The following is a 15,046-nucleotide window of genomic DNA, read 5'->3' as shown; positions in this document are numbered from 1 at the left end:
GGCTCTCGTCATACTTCGCGGAAATTACGCTTCGATAGCGGCGCGAAGTTTTTTCATCGCGTTCTTCTCAAGCTGACGCACGCGTTCAGCGGAGACGCCGTAGCGGTCGGCCAGCTCCTGCAGCGTGGACTTGTTGTCTTCGTCCAGCCAGCGTGCGCGGATAATGTCCTGGCTACGCTCGTCGAGACCTTCCATCGCGAAGCTCAGCTTGTTCGCGGCCTGATCTTCCCAGTTATCCTCTTCAATGCCGTCGGCAAAGTTGGAGGTTTTATCCTGCAGATACAGAACCGGCGCCATCGGCTGGCTGTCGGACGCATCGTCATCGGAAGACATGTCAAAGGTCATGTCCTGCGCGGCCATGCGGGATTCCATCTCACGAACGTCTTTGCTGGATACGCCCAGCTCGCGCGCCACCATTTCAACTTCATCCTGATTGAACCAGCCCAGACGCTGCTTGGTTTTACGCAGGTTGAAGAACAGTTTGCGCTGCGCTTTTGTCGTGGCGACCTTCACGATACGCCAGTTACGCAGAACGTATTCGTGAATTTCCGCTTTGATCCAGTGCACGGCGAAGGAGACCAGTCGCACACCCACTTCCGGGTTAAAGCGACGTACAGCCTTCATCAGGCCGATGTTACCTTCCTGAATCAAGTCCGCCTGCGGCAGGCCGTAGCCCGCATAATTACGAGCAACGTGAACAACAAAGCGCAGGTGAGACAGGATCAGCGTCTTAGCTGCTTCCAGATCGCCCTGGTAATGCAGCTTTTCAGCAAGCTCCTTTTCTTCCTCGGCCGTCAACATCGGCCAGGTGTTCGCAGCCCGGATGTAAGATTCCAGGTTACCAACAGGGGCTAAAGCTAAAGTTTGCATTTCTTTGGTCATTCATTCCTCTCAATGTTTCTTCTGGTCCAGGCTGTCCCCGTCAGGCAACAACCATGCCAAAGCGTTTGAGCAACGAGATTAGCATTCACTCTTTTATCAGACAGTGATTTTATCCACAAGTTCCCAGTGCAACAGTGAATAAATTACGCACAAAATGTGACATGAAGACGGGACTGCGGGGAAGAGACAACAGGGACATCTTTCCCTGCAGAGCGAACGTCTCGGTGCAGGGAAAGATTATATCACGCTTTTATTAGTTGGGAGTAAAGTGACGTAAATGTTGCACGGTTGCGAGCCATGCGGCCACCCAGCCGATCATCGAGCACACCAGCAGCAACAGCAGGCACTCATCGAACCCTAAGCCACTGATATCAAACTTGGTTCCGAAAACCTGCGCCACGTCGGTGACGGCGGAGGAAAGGCGCATCACCAAAATTTCTGACAAAATCAATGAAAGAAATGCACCAGAAAAACCTAATAACGCGCCGCCGTAGAGGAACGGACGGAGGATAAAACCGTCCGTTGCGCCGATCAGCTTCTGCACGTTGATGGTGTCGCGGCGGGCGAAGATGCTCAGGCGCACGCTGTTGCCAATCACGAGGAAGACCGCCGCGACCATCAGCACGCCGATCATCGCAGAGACGCGCCCGACCAGCCCGGTCAGGGCCGCGAGACGGGCAAACCAGCTGTCGTCCATGCGCACCTCATCGATGCCGTTAATCCGGGTGATGCGGTCACGCAGGGTGTTGAGAGAATCGGTGCCCTGGAAATCGAGCTTCGGGATCACTACGGCCACGGCGGGCAGCGGGTTCTCTTCAAGCATATCCAGCGCGCCGCCAAAGCCCGACCAGTTGCGGAACTCGCCCAGCGCCTCGTCGCGCGACAGGTAGTTAACCTTCTCTACGCCCTGCTCGGCCTGAATCTGCCCCACCACCTGCGCCGCCGCGTTATCGTCGAGCGCCTTGTCGAGGTAAACGGTGATCTGCGGTGACGGATAGTACTGTGACGCCGCCTGGTTAACGTTCTTATAAACCATGTAGCAGACGCTCGGCAGCGTCAGGGAGATGGCGATCACCATCACCGTCAGGAACGTCGCCAGCGGCTTGCTTTTCAGGTCCTGCAGCGCGCCCTGGAAGGCGTAGCGCACCTGCTCGTTAAAGACGTTAGTTTTGCGGGAGTTCGGCTTCGGCGCGGCCTTCGCGCGCTTGGGCGCATGACGATTGCCATCGCCGCCGCCCTGCGGCTTGCGGAAGCGGTCAAAGCGGTTTCCGAACTGCCGGATCTGGTTCATTGCGTCGCGCTTATTCACCGTGGCCTCCGTGCAAATGACCGTCGCTCAGCGTCAGCATGCGGTACGAACGACGGGAAATCAGCCCGATGTCGTGCGTCGCCATCAGTACCGTCACCCCAACGCGGTTAAATTCCTCAAACAGACGTAAGATCCCTTCAGAGAGGGCATCGTCCAGGTTACCGGTCGGTTCATCCGCCAGCAGCACCGCAGGCTTGTTCACCACCGCACGGGCGATGCCCACGCGCTGCTGTTCACCGCCGGAGAGCTGGATCGGGAAATTCTTCGCTTTGTCCAGCAGCCCGACCTTGTCCAGCGCCGCAGAAACGCGGCGGCGGATATCATCATAGCTGGCACCGGCAATAATCAGCGGGATCGCCACGTTGTCGAACACGGTGCGATCCATCAGCAGGTGGTGATCCTGGAAAATCATGCCGATCTGGCGGCGCAGAAACGGCACCTCGCGGTTTTTCAGGCGGCTAATGTCATGGCCGCTGAAAAAGATTTTCCCGGCGCTGGGCCGTTCGATCCCACAGATCAGCTTGAGCAGGGTACTTTTCCCCGCGCCGGAGTGGCCGGTCAGGAACGCCATCTCGCCCGGCTGCAGGTGGAATGTCACCCCCTGCAGCGCTTGTCTCCCACCGAGATAGGCCTTGCTGACATGTTCAAAGCGAATCATTGTTAGTCCTCTCGGGCAAATAATGCCTCAATAAAGTCGTCCGATTTAAACGGACGCAAATCCTCAATACGCTCGCCTACGCCGATGTAGCGGATAGGAATGCCGAACTGATCGGCCACGGAGAAGATCACCCCGCCCTTGGCGGTGCCGTCCAGCTTGGTCAGCGTGATGCCCGTCAGCCCTACCGCCTCATGGAACAGCTTCGCCTGGCTGATGGCGTTTTGCCCGGTGCTGGCGTCGATGGTCAGCATGATTTCATGCGGTGCCTCTTCGTCCAGCTTCTTCATGACGCGAACGATTTTCTTCAGCTCTTCCATCAGGTGCGATTTGTTCTGCAGGCGCCCGGCGGTGTCGGCAATCAGCACGTCCACGTTGCGCGACTTCGCCGCCTGAATGGCGTCAAAGATCACCGACGCGGAGTCCGCACCGGTGTGCTGCGCAATCACCGGAATGTTGTTGCGCTGGCCCCAGACCTGGAGCTGCTCTACCGCCGCCGCGCGGAAGGTATCGCCCGCCGCCAGCATCACCGACTTGCCCTGCTGCTCGAACTGACGCGCCAGCTTGCCGATGGTGGTGGTTTTACCCACGCCGTTCACGCCAACCATCAGAATAACAAATGGCGTTTTGCCTTCAATATTAAGCGGTTCGTCAACTTTTGCGAGAATTTCGCCCATCTCGTCTTTCAGCAGGCCGTACAGCGCTTCGGCGTCGCGCAGCTGCTTGCGGCTCGCGCCTTCGGTCAGGCTGGCGATAATCTTGCGGGTGGTTTCCACGCCAACGTCGGCAATCAGCAGCTGCTCTTCCAGCTCTTCAAAAAGATCATCGTCGATTTTTTTGCCGCGGAACAGGCTGATAAATCCGGAACCGAGATTTTCTTTGGTCTTGAGCAGGCTGCGCTTCAGGCGAGCGAAGAAACCTTCTTTGGTCGGCTTTTCCTGCTCCTGAGCGATCTCCTCAACCGGTTCGTCCTGTTCAGCCACCGGCACGACGATTTCCGCTTCCTCTGCGGCTTGTGCCGCCAGCGCCTGGGCTTCCAGCTCGTCGTCGGTGAGCTCAGGCTCGTTGACCGCCTCTTCTTCTACCGCTTCAACGATCTCGACGGTTTCCGCTTCCGCCTGCCACTCGTCGGCAGACACCGCTTCGGCGTTGACCTCTTCCGGCAGCGGCAGCGCTTCGTGCTCGATAGCGGCCTGAGGGGTTTCGATAACCTCGGCAATCTGTTCAACCACTACCGGTTCCGGCGTCTCGCTCTGCTGAACCTGTTCAGTGACCTCGACCACCTCGTCGGCGAAGGACTCAATCTCTTCTTTGCTGTGCGCTGGCTCTTCCGCTTCTACAACCGCGGCGGTTTCGACAGGCGTCTCAGGCTGGGACGGCTCTTCAACGGCCTGCTGCTCTTCGGTTTGCTGCTCTTTTTCTTGCTCTTTTTCACCGAAGCCTAGCCAGGAAAAGAAGCCACGTTTTTTTTGTTTTGCCATCAGCGACTACACTCCTCGCGGCGCTATATACAGGGAAGCTAAAAAAATGATGAAATAGTCTAACACTTTACTTAAATGACATCACCGCCCGCAATCGCAGGCCAATTGTTAACAGAGCTTTCCTGAGATGAAGAAACCCAACCGCGCCCCCGCCGGTCAAATTCGCATTATCGGCGGCCAGTGGCGAGGCCGGAAATTACCGGTGCCGGACAGCCCCGGCCTGCGCCCCACCACAGACCGCGTGCGCGAGACGCTGTTTAACTGGCTGGCTCCGTCAATGGTAGACGCCCACTGCCTGGACTGCTTCGCGGGCAGCGGCGCGCTCGGGCTGGAAGCGCTGTCGCGCTACGCCGCCAGCGCCACGCTGCTGGAGATGGAGCGCAATGTTGCGCAGACGCTGAAGCAAAATCTGGCGACCCTGAAGGCGACGCACGCCAGCGTGGTGAATACCAATACCCTCAGCTTCCTGGCGCAAAAAGGCACGCCGCACAACGTGGTGTTCGTTGACCCGCCGTTCCGCAAAGGGCTGCTGGAAGAGACGCTCTCCCTGCTGGAAAATAACGGCTGGCTGGCGGACGGCGCGCTGATTTACGTTGAAAGCGAAGTGGAAAATGGCCTGCCGCCGGTGCCCGCCCACTGGGAGTTGCACCGCGAAAAGGTGGCTGGCCAGGTCGCCTACCGTTTGTATCACCGACAGGCACAAGGAGAATCCGATGCCGGTACTGATTAACCTGGGACGTTTACTGATGCTGGGCGTCTGGGCGTTCCTGATCCTGAATCTGGTGCATCCGTTCCCGCGCCCGATGAACATTTTCGTGAACGTGGCGCTGATTTTTACCTCGTTCATGCACGCCCTGCAGATGGTGATGCTGAAAAACGGCCTGCCGAAAGACGGCCCTCAGATGACCGGCTGGCAGCAGCTGCGCGTGTTTATTTTTGGCGTGTTTGAGCTGCTGGTGTGGATGAAAAAATTCAAGGCGCAGGTGAAGAAGTAACGCTTTCCAACAGCGTAAATAAAAAACGGCAATCCTTCTGGACTGCCGTTTTTTTTGCCTAGAGCGACTGGTGCCGCGTTTCGTGCGTCAGCAGCAGCGCGATCAGCGTCAGCGCCGCCATCGCGGCCAGATAAACGCCGACGTAAAACAGGCCGTAGTTCGCCTGGAGCCAGGTGGCGATGTACGGCGCCACGGACGCCCCCAGAATAGACGCCACGTTGTACGAGAACGACGCGCCGGTGTAGCGCACCTCGGTCGGGAACAGCTCGGGCAGCAGCGCGCCCATCGGGCCGAAGGTCAGCCCCATCAGGCTCAGGCCAATCAGCAGATACGCCATCACCAGCGCCGGGCTGCCGGAACCTAGCAGCGGCGGGAAGACGAACAGCGCAAACAGGATAATCAGGGTGGTGATGATAATCATGCTCGGGCGACGGCCAAATCTGTCCGCCAGCATGCCTGATACCGGCACCATCACGCCGAAGCCAATCACCGCCATCATCAGCATCCACAGCACTTCGTTACGCGGCAGCCCGAGTCCTACCGGTGCGGCGGCGGTGCTGAACGTCATTGAGTACACGGTCATGATGTAGAACAGCGTGTAGGTCGCCAGCATGATAAAGGTGCCCAGCACGGTGACGCGAACGTGTTTGGTCAGCAGCGTGCCCAGCGGCACTTTGACCTGCTTCTTCGCCGCCGCCACTTTGGCAAAGACCGGCGTTTCGTGCAGGGAAACGCGCACGTACAGGCCGATCAGCACCAGCACCGCGGAGAAGACGAACGGAATACGCCAGCCCCAGCTCATAAACTGCTCATCGGTCAGCAGCCAGGAGAGCAGCAGGAACGTTCCGTTGGCGAAGAAGAAGCCAATCGGCGCGCCCAGCTGCGGGAACGAGCCGTACAGCGCGCGCTTGCGCGGCGGGGCGTTCTCGGTGGCCAGCAGCGCCGCGCCGCCCCATTCGCCACCCAGGCCCAGGCCCTGACCAAAACGCGCCAGCGCCAGCAGCAGCGGAGCTAAAATCCCGATGGTTTCATAGGTGGGCAGCAGGCCGATAGCGACGGTTGAAATGCCCATGGTTAGCAGCGAGGCGACCAGCGTCACCTTGCGCCCCACGCGATCGCCGAAGTGGCCAAACAGCGCGGAGCCAATCGGACGGGCGACGAAGGCAATCGCAAACGTCGCCAAAGACTGTAGCGTGGCCGCCGTGGGATCGCCCTGCGGGAAGAAAATATGGGGAAAGACGATCACCGCCGCGGTGGCGTAAATGTAAAAGTCGAAGAACTCGATGGCGGTCCCGATCAGCGAGGCGACAACAACTTTGTTGCGCGAGTTGACGGGCGCCTGCTCCGCGTCGGACGCGAGTGTGGTGGCTGTTGCTTGCATAATATTTTCTTATTTTTGACGAACGAAAGGCCATATTACGCACAGCAAAAGCGACATTTCAATCTGTAACAAAGCGGCGAATTGACGATAAATTAAGCAAAAAGTGGATAATGTTCAGGCTCGGCAAAACGCTTCCATGAAATGCTTCACAGATTTTAAATATCAGAGGTTAAAACTGGTTTCTGGTTAAATAAAAGTTACGGACTGGATTTATATGCTGAAATGAAGAATCGGGCTGACATATTCAGCCCGATGAGGGGGTTAGCGGTGCGTTTTGCCCGGCATGCGCGGGTCATCTTTGTATTCTGCGGTGGCGATCCAGGCCGCGCAGAACAGCGTCAGGCGGGCGAAGAAGTAGAAGAACGCCATCAGCCCGAGCACCGAGCCAAACGCCGCGCCAGAGGGCGATTTCACCAGCGACGGCAGCGTATAGGTCATCACGATCTTAATCACCTCAAAGCCGATGGCGGCAATCATCGTCCCGCGGATCAGCGCCTTTTTACGCGGGCGGTGGCGCGGCAGCCGCCAGAAGATCCAGAAGAACAGCAGATAGTTGGCAAAGATGGAGATCGCCAGGCCAATGCCGCGCCAGGCGGGCTTCAGCCATTCGATGTAGTCCAGGTATAGCGCCGAGATAATCATCTGCTGGGCGGAGCCCGCGACCGAGGTGATGGAGAGCGTCACGATCAGCGCCACCAGCAGGCCAATCAGCGAGATGAAGTCGCGGAAATACTTGACCCAGATTTTTTCTTCGTCCTGCGGCGTGCGCTCCCACACGTCGCGCGACTGTGCGCGAATGGCCTCGCGCAGGTTGCCCATCCAGTTAATGCCCGAGTAGAGCGCAATCAGCAAACCGACGATCCCAACCGTGGTGCGCTGCTGCACCGCGGTGTTAATCGTGCTTTTCAGCGTCGCGGCAAGCGTCGGGTCGCTCACGTTGTTCAGAATTTTGGTGAAGATGTCCTGAAGCAGCGTGGGGTGCGAGGCAAGGACAAAGCCCGCCGCGGCGAAGGACACCATCAGGATCGGGATCATCGATAAAAACGAGAAGTAGGTAATGGCCGCGCCGAACTGGTTGCCCAGGCGGTCGTTGAAGCGCTCGGCGGCGCGGATCAGGTGCGCGACGACGGGAAGCTGCTTGATGCGTTCAGCCAGCGTCACGGCGGTTCCCAGCGCCTTGCTGGCTTTGCCGGGCTCTTGCGGTTCTTCGGGCCCGGTATCCATTTTCTTCACGGGCTCAAAATCCAGATGCTGCGTTGGTCGTTGCGGATCGTTTTCCTGCGTCACGCGTCTTTTCCTTTTCGTTTTCCTGAATATCTTTGAATTATAGCGCGTGGCTAGCCCACGTAGGCTTTTGTCTGCTCGGTCAGCCACTCCATGAACAGATGAACCCGGCGGGAGAGGTTGCGGCGATGAGGGTAAATCAGCGAAACCGGCATCGGCTCGGCGCGGTACTGCGGCAGGATCTCAATCAGCTTTTTCGTGCGCAGCGAGTCGCGCACGCCTACGCGCGGCACCTGAATAATCCCCAGTCCGGCAATGCAGGCGGCGTGGTAGGTCTCGGTGCTGTTGACCGTGAGTACCCCGCCCGTTTTCACCCACTGCGTGGACGTGCCGTTGAAATATTCGAAGCCCTGCGGCCGCGTCCCCAGCGTGGCGGCGTAATGCACCACGGCGTGAGAGGCCAGGTCGTCCAGCGTTTCTGGATAACCAAAACGCTCCAGATAATCCGGGCTGGCGCAGTTGATCACCGACAGCCTGCCGAGCGGGCGCGCGATAAGCCCGGAGTCCTTCAGCGTGCCGACGCGCACCACGCAGTCAAAGCCTTCGCGAATCACGTCCACCAGGCGGTCGCTGCTGCTAAGCTCCACTTCAATGCCGGGATACTGCTGTAAAAAAGCGGGCAGCCTGGGGATGATTAAATTTCGCGCAATGCCAACGGGCATATCCACGCGCAGCCGTCCGCTGATGCTGGAGGGGTCGTGCTGAAAGAGGCCGTCCAGCTCGTCGAGGTTGGTGAGGAGATCTTTTGCGCGCTCGTAATAGACCATGCCGTCCTGCGTGAGGCTGACGCGGCGCGTGGTGCGGTGCAGCAGCTGCGTGCCGAGAATATTTTCCAGCGCCTGAATCTGGCGCGAAACGCTGCCCTTCGGCAGGCTCAGCGTCTCCGCCGCGCGGGAAAAACTCTCCAGCTCCGCGACGCGGATGAACAGCTGCATTGCGTGAATTTTATCCATAGGTTCGGCTCATTGTTGTTTTCAATGAAACAGTGAAGCGTTATCCACCCTCTTTATTGATTATTTATCACCTAATAAGCTCTTACTCAATCTTCACAACAAGCGAAACGAGGTTTCTTATGTCTGAACGTATTGCATTAGTGACGGGCGGCAGCCGTGGTTTAGGTAAAAATGCGGCGTTAAAGCTGGCAGCCGATGGGACGGGAATTATCCTCACCTATAACAGCAGCGAGCAGGAAGCCCTGGACGTGGTCCGTGAAATTGAAGCCAAAGGCGTGAAGGCAGCGGCGCTGCAGCTGAACGTCGGCGATATTTCCGGTTTTGAGCGCTTTGCTCAGCAAGTGGAGGAAACCCTTCGCACCGTCTGGCAGCGCGACACCTTCGATTATTTATTGAACAATGCGGGTACGGGTTTATACGCGCCGTTTACCGACACCACGGAAGCCCAGTTTGACGAGGCGATGAACGTCCATTTCAAGGGGCCGTTCTTCCTGACGCAGCGCCTGCTGCCGCTAATGCAGGACGGCGGACGGATCCTGAACGTCTCAAGCGGGCTGGCGCGCTTCACCCAGCCGGGATCGGGTGCCTACGCGGCGATGAAGGGCGCGATGGAAGTGCTCACCCGCTACCAGGCGAAAGAGCTGGGCGCGCGCGGGATCAGCGTGAACATCATTGCTCCAGGGGCGATTGAAACCGACTTCGGCGGTGGACGCGTGCGCGATAACGCGCAGATTAACCAGCATCTGGCCTCGCAGACGGCACTGGGGCGCGTGGGCCTGCCGGACGACATTGGCGACGCGATTGCGGCCCTTCTCAGCGACAGGCTGGGCTGGATGAATGCCCAACGCATTGAAGTTTCAGGCGGGATGTTCCTGTAAGCATCGCGCTTAAGGGGAGGGAACCCCTTAAGGAAAGCCTTAAGATAGTTATGTCAAAATCCTGGTAGTTATAAAAATCAATGACTGAATTGTAACGCTAACCTTCATTGAGTTTTTTCTCATATAAAGCCTCTGTAGAATCCCCTCGCTATTCATTGAGATTGTACTATTTACGATGGTATTTGCGGCCACATTCCGCGGCACCATCTGAAGGGGAAAAACAATGCGAGTAATCATGTTTGACAGGCAGTCAATATTTATTCATGGAGCGATCAACAGTCTGCGGGCGTTAATTCCAGAAATAAATATTACTGGAGCCCGTCAGGCAGATGAATTTTTATCACAGCTATCAGCATCACCTTCCGCTATCGCCATGATTGATGGGAATATTCTTGAGGATGAAAATATAACGCTGCTGGAAGACATTCAGCTTCGTTTTCCTGCACTGCGCGTAGCGATCGTTTTAGCTAAAAAAGATCCGCGCTACGTTGAAAAAATCCTGCAGCGAAACGTTATGGCCGTTATTCCGCGCAACGCGGCACCGGAGATGTTCTCTGCCGTGCTGCATTCCGTGTCGAAGGGCATGGTTTGCCTTCCGGGCGAATGGCTACACGATTTCACTGCGCCGCAGCTGGATCTCGCGCAGCTCAGCGAGCGCCAGTATGAAGTGCTTAGGCTACTGGCGGCCGGCGAGTCGAATAAAGAGATTGGTCGTTCACTGAACATCAGTGCGGGAACGGTAAAAGCGCATCTGGAAACCCTGTTTCGACGACTGGAGGTCAAAAACAGAACCCAGGCCGCGATGCTCTACACCCGAATGATGGCTTGAAAAACAGTGGTTTTGAGTACCGAGATATCATCGAGACTATAAAGTAATGAAATAAGCGTATCGTGCTGCTGCTGTGTCAATGTCTGTTTAATATTTTCACGCAGCAGCGCTTCCCATATTTGCAGATCGTTCTGCAGCATTATTTCCGCTGCCAGAGGCGTGATGAGGCCACTAAAGTTTTCCCACGGACGAATAACGTGTCCATATCCTATTACCCATAAGCCTTTCTCATCCTTGTATTTTTCCAGTGAAAGGCCCTGCTGTTTTTTTAATAGCTCGATGGCTGAATAAGATATCTTAAGCGTATGATCGTTCATATTCATTTCCTCTCTAGATCGGTAGCGTAGAGGAAATAGTCTCAATAACCTATAGGCCAAATGGCCATAATTCAGCCGTTGCTCAGTCAATATTCGTTTTTTAATAACCCAAAGAGCCAGTCATTGTGCCAGCGCCCGGCGAGAAAATAACTTTCCCGCAGCTCGCCCTCCAGCCGAAATCCCACCTTTTCCAGCACGCGTCGGGAGGCGATATTGCCCGCGGTTACGGTCGCCGTCAGGCGGCGAATCCCGCCCTCGGCAAACGCGAAATCGCAAAGTCCCTTAAGCGATTCGTAGCCATATCCCTTACCCTGAGCGGGCGGCGCAAAGAGAAAGCCCACTTCGGCGCAATCGTCCTCCCGGTGAACATAGCCCGTCACGCCCAGCGGCGTTTCATCCTGCGCGTCGCGCACGACCAGGCAGAGCCAGTGCGCGCTGCCGGGCTTCCACGGCTGCAGGCGAGCGTCAAAGGCGTCGCGAATATCCGCAACGCAGCGGTCCTGCGCAACGTAACGCATCACTTCCGCGTTTTGCTGTAACGCCAGAAAGAAGGGCCAGTCGGCGGCCAGTAGAGGCGAGCAGCGTAAGCGCGCGGTGGTAAAAGCTGGCATGCGGTTTCTCCTGAAAGACCTGCCAATGATTATAGAGTTTGTCACTTTTTTTCAACAAAAACTCAGGTATGGTTTAACGTCGTATAACTAAAAAGAAAATAACGGCCACAGCTGGCCCATTTTGGTGTATTCGTTGCCTCTCAAGGAAAACAATGACTCTCAGTCCATCACACCGCATCCGCGAACAGTTTGAACACTGCCTGGCGGTTATCCGTCACGCGTCAGTAGAAATACTGCTGCTGCTCAACGTTCACGTTGCCGAAGGTAAAGATCCGCGCTGGTTCCTGGAGCAGCTGGATAACGCCCGCTTAGGTCTGGGCGGCTGGGGGGCGGTGGCGAAGCAGCTCAACCTCAACGACGCGGAGATGTCGGCGTTTACGCTGCAGCTTCGCCTGCTGCAGCAGCGCGTTCCCCAGTACGAGAGCGGCCAGGACGTGAGCGAGAACCAGCTCATCGCGGCGATGCGTTTTGTCACCTCGCTGGAACATCTGCGAATGCAGCAGCCCCTTCTGACCTACAGCACCGAGCTGGCCCCGGGAGACGAAATACAGCAGCAGCAGGCGCGCAAGCAGGTGCGGGCGATTGAGCTGACGATCAAAGGCCTGATACAGCAGGCGTGGCCCGATCCGGTGCGGCTGAATAACCACCTCAAAACGCTGTTCAACGCCGACCGCGTGCGGCGCTGGCTGAAGCTTGGCGAGATCAACGATATCCTGAGCGGCATGATGTTCAGCGAGCTGGCGCAGATGCTGGTCGATAAAAAAGAGTACAGCCGTTACTACGCCTCGCTGTTCAGCGACCCGATGATGCTGACCCTGCTGGTCGACCCGCGCAAAACGCTGCAAACCTTCCTCGACGACATCCGCCAAATCCGCAACGGCATCACCGTTCAGCAGCCGCTCAGCTCGGCGCAAATTCAGCTGCTGGATTGCTACTATTCGCAAATCACCCGGCCCGTGCAGCGGGCATTTGAAGAGGGGCGAACGCGCATCAATCCGGCGGGGCTGATGGCCGTTGACGCCAGCGAGCTGCACGCGTTCTGGGAGAACGCGCAGAAAAGGGATCGCGTCACCGGAAGCGATCTGTTTGAGGTGCGCGACACCATCGAAAAGCCGACGCAGCGCGCGCCGCGCACGCCGGAACAGCGCGAGCAGCTGATCTCCGGCGCGCTGTGGGGGGCGGTCGGCGCAATGGTTATCGCCATCGTGGTCGGCGGCTTTATATTAGTCACCAGCGACAAGCCGCAGCAGGCGGTGGCGAGCGCGGCAGAGCCCGCGCCAGCGCCGAAGGAGATGCGGGAAACGCCCTCCTCGCGCGAAACGCTGACCCGCCAGGGCGTGACCTGGGACGAAAACAACTTCCGCTCGGCCATCAACCGTAACGACACGCGCGTCGTGCTGCTGTTCCTGCAGGGCGGAATGGACTGGAAGGTGTCGTGGACAGAAGAGGCCATGGCCGCGCGCCATGACGACGTGCTGGAGCTGATGCTGCGCTACCGGCAGCAGATGGTGGAAGAGAAGCCGTGCCGCCGCTTTATCAATACGGTCGGCCACGCCATGGCAAACGGCGAATCGCTGACGTCGGTCCGCAAACAGTATCTGAAGGCTTTTTGCACCGTGCCCGCCGTGGTGAAGCGCCAGCAGCACGACGCGGAGATGGCGAAACGTCGCGCGCTGGCGCAGCCGGACGCGACGACGAAAAAATGGCAGTCGATACAGACCGCGATTTACGACGTCATTCGCTAGCCCGCCGGATTCGGGCTATTGCCCCTTGCGAATCAGATATCGGTACGGCAGCGCGTCGGTCGCCTGCGCCACCAGCTCGTGCTCCATAAAGGTACAAAAGCCGGGGATATCGCGGGTGGTGGCCGGGTCGTCGGCAACGATCAGCAGCGTTTCGCCAGCCTGCATGGTGCGTACGGTTTTGCGCACCATCATGACCGGCTCCGGGCAGCGGAGGCCCTGAGCGTCAAGAGTATGGTCGGGAGTGGAGAACAGGTCGGTCATTTTCTTCTCATTCGTGTCAAAACGGCTGTAGTTTACGCCCCGCCACTCTCAATGCAAACAGGTTAACGATTGCGTGAAAATTAACCGTTGCAAATGACCGTTAAAGCAGTATCATGCGGCGGCTTTATTGGGTTCCCTCACCCCAAATATTAATCAAAAAGGTACAATATGAGCTCCTTTACACACCCGCAACGCGTTAAGGCGTTGTTCTGGCTTTCGCTTTTTCATCTGCTGGTGATCACCTCCAGCAACTATCTGGTTCAGCTTCCGATCTCCATTTTTGGTTTTCACACCACCTGGGGCGCGTTTAGCTTTCCGTTTATCTTCCTCGCCACCGATCTGACCGTGCGAATTTTTGGCGCACCGCTGGCACGCCGCATTATTTTCGCAGTGATGATGCCCGCGCTGTTCGTTTCGTACGTGATTTCATCGCTGTTTTACATGGGCAGCTGGCAAGGTTTGGAAGCACTCACTAACTTCAACCTGTTCGTGGCGCGCATCGCGGCGGCCAGCTTTATGGCCTACGCGCTGGGGCAGATCCTCGACGTCCACGTTTTTAACCGCCTGCGTCAGAACCACCGCTGGTGGATGGCGCCCACCGCCTCGACGCTGTTTGGCAACGTGAGCGACACGCTGGCATTCTTCTTCATCGCCTTCTGGCGCAGCCCGGACGCGTTTATGGCCGAGCACTGGATGGAAATCGCGCTGGTGGACTACTGCTTCAAGGTGCTTATCAGCATCGTCTTCTTCCTGCCGATGTACGGCGTGCTATTGAATATGCTGATGAAAAGGCTGGCAGATAAATCTGAAATCTCCGCATTGCAGGCAGGTTAAGGGTTCGCTTTATCAGTTGTGATAAGATGGGTGAATGAGCCGCTATGGCCGTTTATCGAAAGGAAGAAGTCAATGCGCAATCTGGTTAAATATGTCGGGATTGGCCTGCTGGTTGTTGGCCTTGCAGCCTGTGATAACAGCGACACCAAAACGCCTGCTCAGGGTGCGTCCGCTGAAAGCAACGCCACCGGGCAGCCGGTCAGCCTGATGGATGGCAAACTCAGTTTCTCTCTGCCGGCGGATATGACCGACCAGAGCGGCAAGCTGGGCACCCAGGCGAACAACATGCACGTCTATTCTGATGCGACCGGGCAGAAGGCGGTGATTGTGATCGTCGGCGACGACACCAGCGAAGATCTGGGCGTGCTCGCCAAGCGTCTGGAAGAGCAGCAGCGCGGCCGCGACCCGCAGCTGCAGGTTGTTACCAACAAATCCATCGAGCTGAAAGGCCACACGCTGCAGCAGCTCGACAGCATCATCTCGGCGAAAGGCCAGACAGCCTACTCTTCCGTGGTGCTCGGCAAGATCGATAACAAGCTGCTCACACTGCAGATTACGCTGCCAGCGGACGATCAGCAGAAAGCGCAAACCGCCGCGGAAAACATCATTAACACCATCGCGATTCAGTAAT

At 57.3% G+C, this 15,046-nt stretch carries 17 protein-coding genes; 7 read left to right on the top strand and 10 right to left on the bottom strand.

Features of this window, described 5'->3' with window-relative positions:
• Nucleotides 1-24: 24 nt before the first annotated feature.
• The 4 genes from rpoH to ftsY all read right to left on the bottom strand — a co-directional run bounded on the left by rpoH (nucleotide 25) and on the right by ftsY (nucleotide 4,327).
• A complete protein-coding gene (gene rpoH, locus AB8804_RS17505) occupies nucleotides 25-882 on the bottom strand; it encodes an RNA polymerase sigma factor RpoH (protein WP_006177943.1) in 858 nt (285 codons plus the stop codon).
• Between the two features lie 253 nt (nucleotides 883-1,135).
• The gene (gene ftsX / locus AB8804_RS17500) at nucleotides 1,136-2,191 is read right to left on the bottom strand and encodes a permease-like cell division protein FtsX (protein ID WP_371188411.1); all 1,056 of its coding nucleotides are present in this window, start codon (nucleotides 2,189-2,191) and stop codon (nucleotides 1,136-1,138) included.
• Nucleotides 2,184-2,849, bottom strand: a complete 666-nt coding sequence (gene ftsE / locus AB8804_RS17495; RefSeq protein ID WP_006177946.1) for a cell division ATP-binding protein FtsE — start codon at nucleotides 2,847-2,849, stop codon at nucleotides 2,184-2,186. Before ftsE ends, ftsX begins: the two co-directional genes overlap by 8 nt.
• A gap of 2 nt (nucleotides 2,850-2,851) precedes the next feature.
• Entirely contained in the window at nucleotides 2,852-4,327 is a 1,476-nt protein-coding gene (ftsY, locus tag AB8804_RS17490) for a signal recognition particle-docking protein FtsY (protein ID WP_371188408.1), read from the bottom strand.
• A 127-nt stretch (nucleotides 4,328-4,454) separates the two neighbouring features.
• On the opposite strand from ftsY, the gene rsmD reads away from it, so the two are divergent.
• Together rsmD and AB8804_RS17480 are read left to right on the top strand one after the other, a co-directional pair.
• Nucleotides 4,455-5,057, top strand: a complete 603-nt coding sequence (gene rsmD / locus AB8804_RS17485) for a 16S rRNA (guanine(966)-N(2))-methyltransferase (RefSeq protein ID WP_371188406.1) — start codon at nucleotides 4,455-4,457, stop codon at nucleotides 5,055-5,057.
• Nucleotides 5,041-5,322: a DUF1145 family protein gene (locus AB8804_RS17480; RefSeq protein ID WP_010436509.1), complete on the top strand. Its 282-nt coding sequence runs from the start codon at nucleotides 5,041-5,043 to the stop codon at nucleotides 5,320-5,322. The genes rsmD and AB8804_RS17480 overlap by 17 nt, the downstream gene beginning before the upstream one ends.
• Before the next feature lie 58 nt (nucleotides 5,323-5,380).
• Here the strand turns inward: AB8804_RS17480 and AB8804_RS17475 are convergent, their stop codons facing one another.
• The 3 genes from AB8804_RS17475 to AB8804_RS17465 all read right to left on the bottom strand — a co-directional run bounded on the left by AB8804_RS17475 (nucleotide 5,381) and on the right by AB8804_RS17465 (nucleotide 8,940).
• Nucleotides 5,381-6,703 carry an MFS transporter gene (locus tag AB8804_RS17475; RefSeq protein WP_371188404.1) on the bottom strand — a complete coding sequence of 441 codons (1,323 nt, stop codon included), beginning with the start codon at nucleotides 6,701-6,703 and terminating at the stop codon, nucleotides 5,381-5,383.
• A gap of 261 nt (nucleotides 6,704-6,964) precedes the next feature.
• Entirely contained in the window at nucleotides 6,965-7,990 is a 1,026-nt protein-coding gene (gene yhjD, locus AB8804_RS17470; RefSeq protein WP_371188402.1) for an inner membrane protein YhjD, read from the bottom strand.
• A gap of 50 nt (nucleotides 7,991-8,040) precedes the next feature.
• Nucleotides 8,041-8,940 carry a LysR family transcriptional regulator gene (locus AB8804_RS17465; RefSeq protein ID WP_371188400.1) on the bottom strand — a complete coding sequence of 300 codons (900 nt, stop codon included), beginning with the start codon at nucleotides 8,938-8,940 and terminating at the stop codon, nucleotides 8,041-8,043.
• Between the two features lie 119 nt (nucleotides 8,941-9,059).
• Here AB8804_RS17465 and AB8804_RS17460 point away from each other — a divergent pair, with 119 nt between their 5' ends.
• Both AB8804_RS17460 and AB8804_RS17455 read left to right on the top strand, forming a co-directional pair.
• Nucleotides 9,060-9,818 carry an SDR family NAD(P)-dependent oxidoreductase gene (locus AB8804_RS17460; RefSeq protein WP_371188398.1) on the top strand — a complete coding sequence of 253 codons (759 nt, stop codon included), beginning with the start codon at nucleotides 9,060-9,062 and terminating at the stop codon, nucleotides 9,816-9,818.
• 223 nt (nucleotides 9,819-10,041) lie between these two features.
• Nucleotides 10,042-10,647 carry a response regulator transcription factor gene (locus AB8804_RS17455; RefSeq protein ID WP_371188396.1) on the top strand — a complete coding sequence of 202 codons (606 nt, stop codon included), beginning with the start codon at nucleotides 10,042-10,044 and terminating at the stop codon, nucleotides 10,645-10,647.
• On the opposite strand, the gene AB8804_RS17450 is transcribed toward AB8804_RS17455, so the two are convergent.
• Together AB8804_RS17450 and AB8804_RS17445 are read right to left on the bottom strand one after the other, a co-directional pair.
• Nucleotides 10,626-10,964: a glycoside hydrolase family protein gene (locus AB8804_RS17450; RefSeq protein ID WP_371188394.1), complete on the bottom strand. Its 339-nt coding sequence runs from the start codon at nucleotides 10,962-10,964 to the stop codon at nucleotides 10,626-10,628. The two genes, AB8804_RS17455 and AB8804_RS17450, sit on opposite strands and share 22 nt — an antisense overlap.
• A gap of 86 nt (nucleotides 10,965-11,050) precedes the next feature.
• Entirely contained in the window at nucleotides 11,051-11,575 is a 525-nt protein-coding gene (locus AB8804_RS17445) for a GNAT family N-acetyltransferase (protein ID WP_371188392.1), read from the bottom strand.
• 152 nt (nucleotides 11,576-11,727) lie between these two features.
• Between AB8804_RS17445 and AB8804_RS17440 the strand changes: the two genes are divergently transcribed.
• Nucleotides 11,728-13,320 (top strand): STY4199 family HEPN domain-containing protein, encoded by a 1,593-nt coding sequence (locus AB8804_RS17440; protein WP_371188390.1) that lies wholly within the window; start codon nucleotides 11,728-11,730, stop codon nucleotides 13,318-13,320.
• A gap of 15 nt (nucleotides 13,321-13,335) precedes the next feature.
• Here the strand turns inward: AB8804_RS17440 and tusA are convergent, their stop codons facing one another.
• A complete protein-coding gene (gene tusA / locus AB8804_RS17435) occupies nucleotides 13,336-13,581 on the bottom strand; it encodes a sulfurtransferase TusA (RefSeq protein WP_371188388.1) in 246 nt (81 codons plus the stop codon).
• A gap of 168 nt (nucleotides 13,582-13,749) precedes the next feature.
• Here tusA and AB8804_RS17430 point away from each other — a divergent pair, with 168 nt between their 5' ends.
• Together AB8804_RS17430 and AB8804_RS17425 are read left to right on the top strand one after the other, a co-directional pair.
• Nucleotides 13,750-14,415, top strand: coding sequence for a 7-cyano-7-deazaguanine/7-aminomethyl-7-deazaguanine transporter (locus tag AB8804_RS17430; protein ID WP_371188386.1), 666 nt, complete (start codon nucleotides 13,750-13,752; stop codon nucleotides 14,413-14,415).
• A gap of 72 nt (nucleotides 14,416-14,487) precedes the next feature.
• Complete coding sequence (locus AB8804_RS17425) at nucleotides 14,488-15,045, top strand: DcrB family lipoprotein (RefSeq protein WP_112011835.1); 558 nt, start codon at nucleotides 14,488-14,490, stop codon at nucleotides 15,043-15,045.
• The last annotated feature ends 1 nt before the right edge of the window (nucleotide 15,046 follow it).

Source organism: Enterobacter sp. KBR-315C3_2022, assembly GCF_041399425.1.
GTDB lineage: Bacteria > Pseudomonadota > Gammaproteobacteria > Enterobacterales > Enterobacteriaceae > Enterobacter.
Note: the sequence above shows the minus strand (reverse complement) of the source record. Positions and strands in the feature narration are given on the sequence as shown.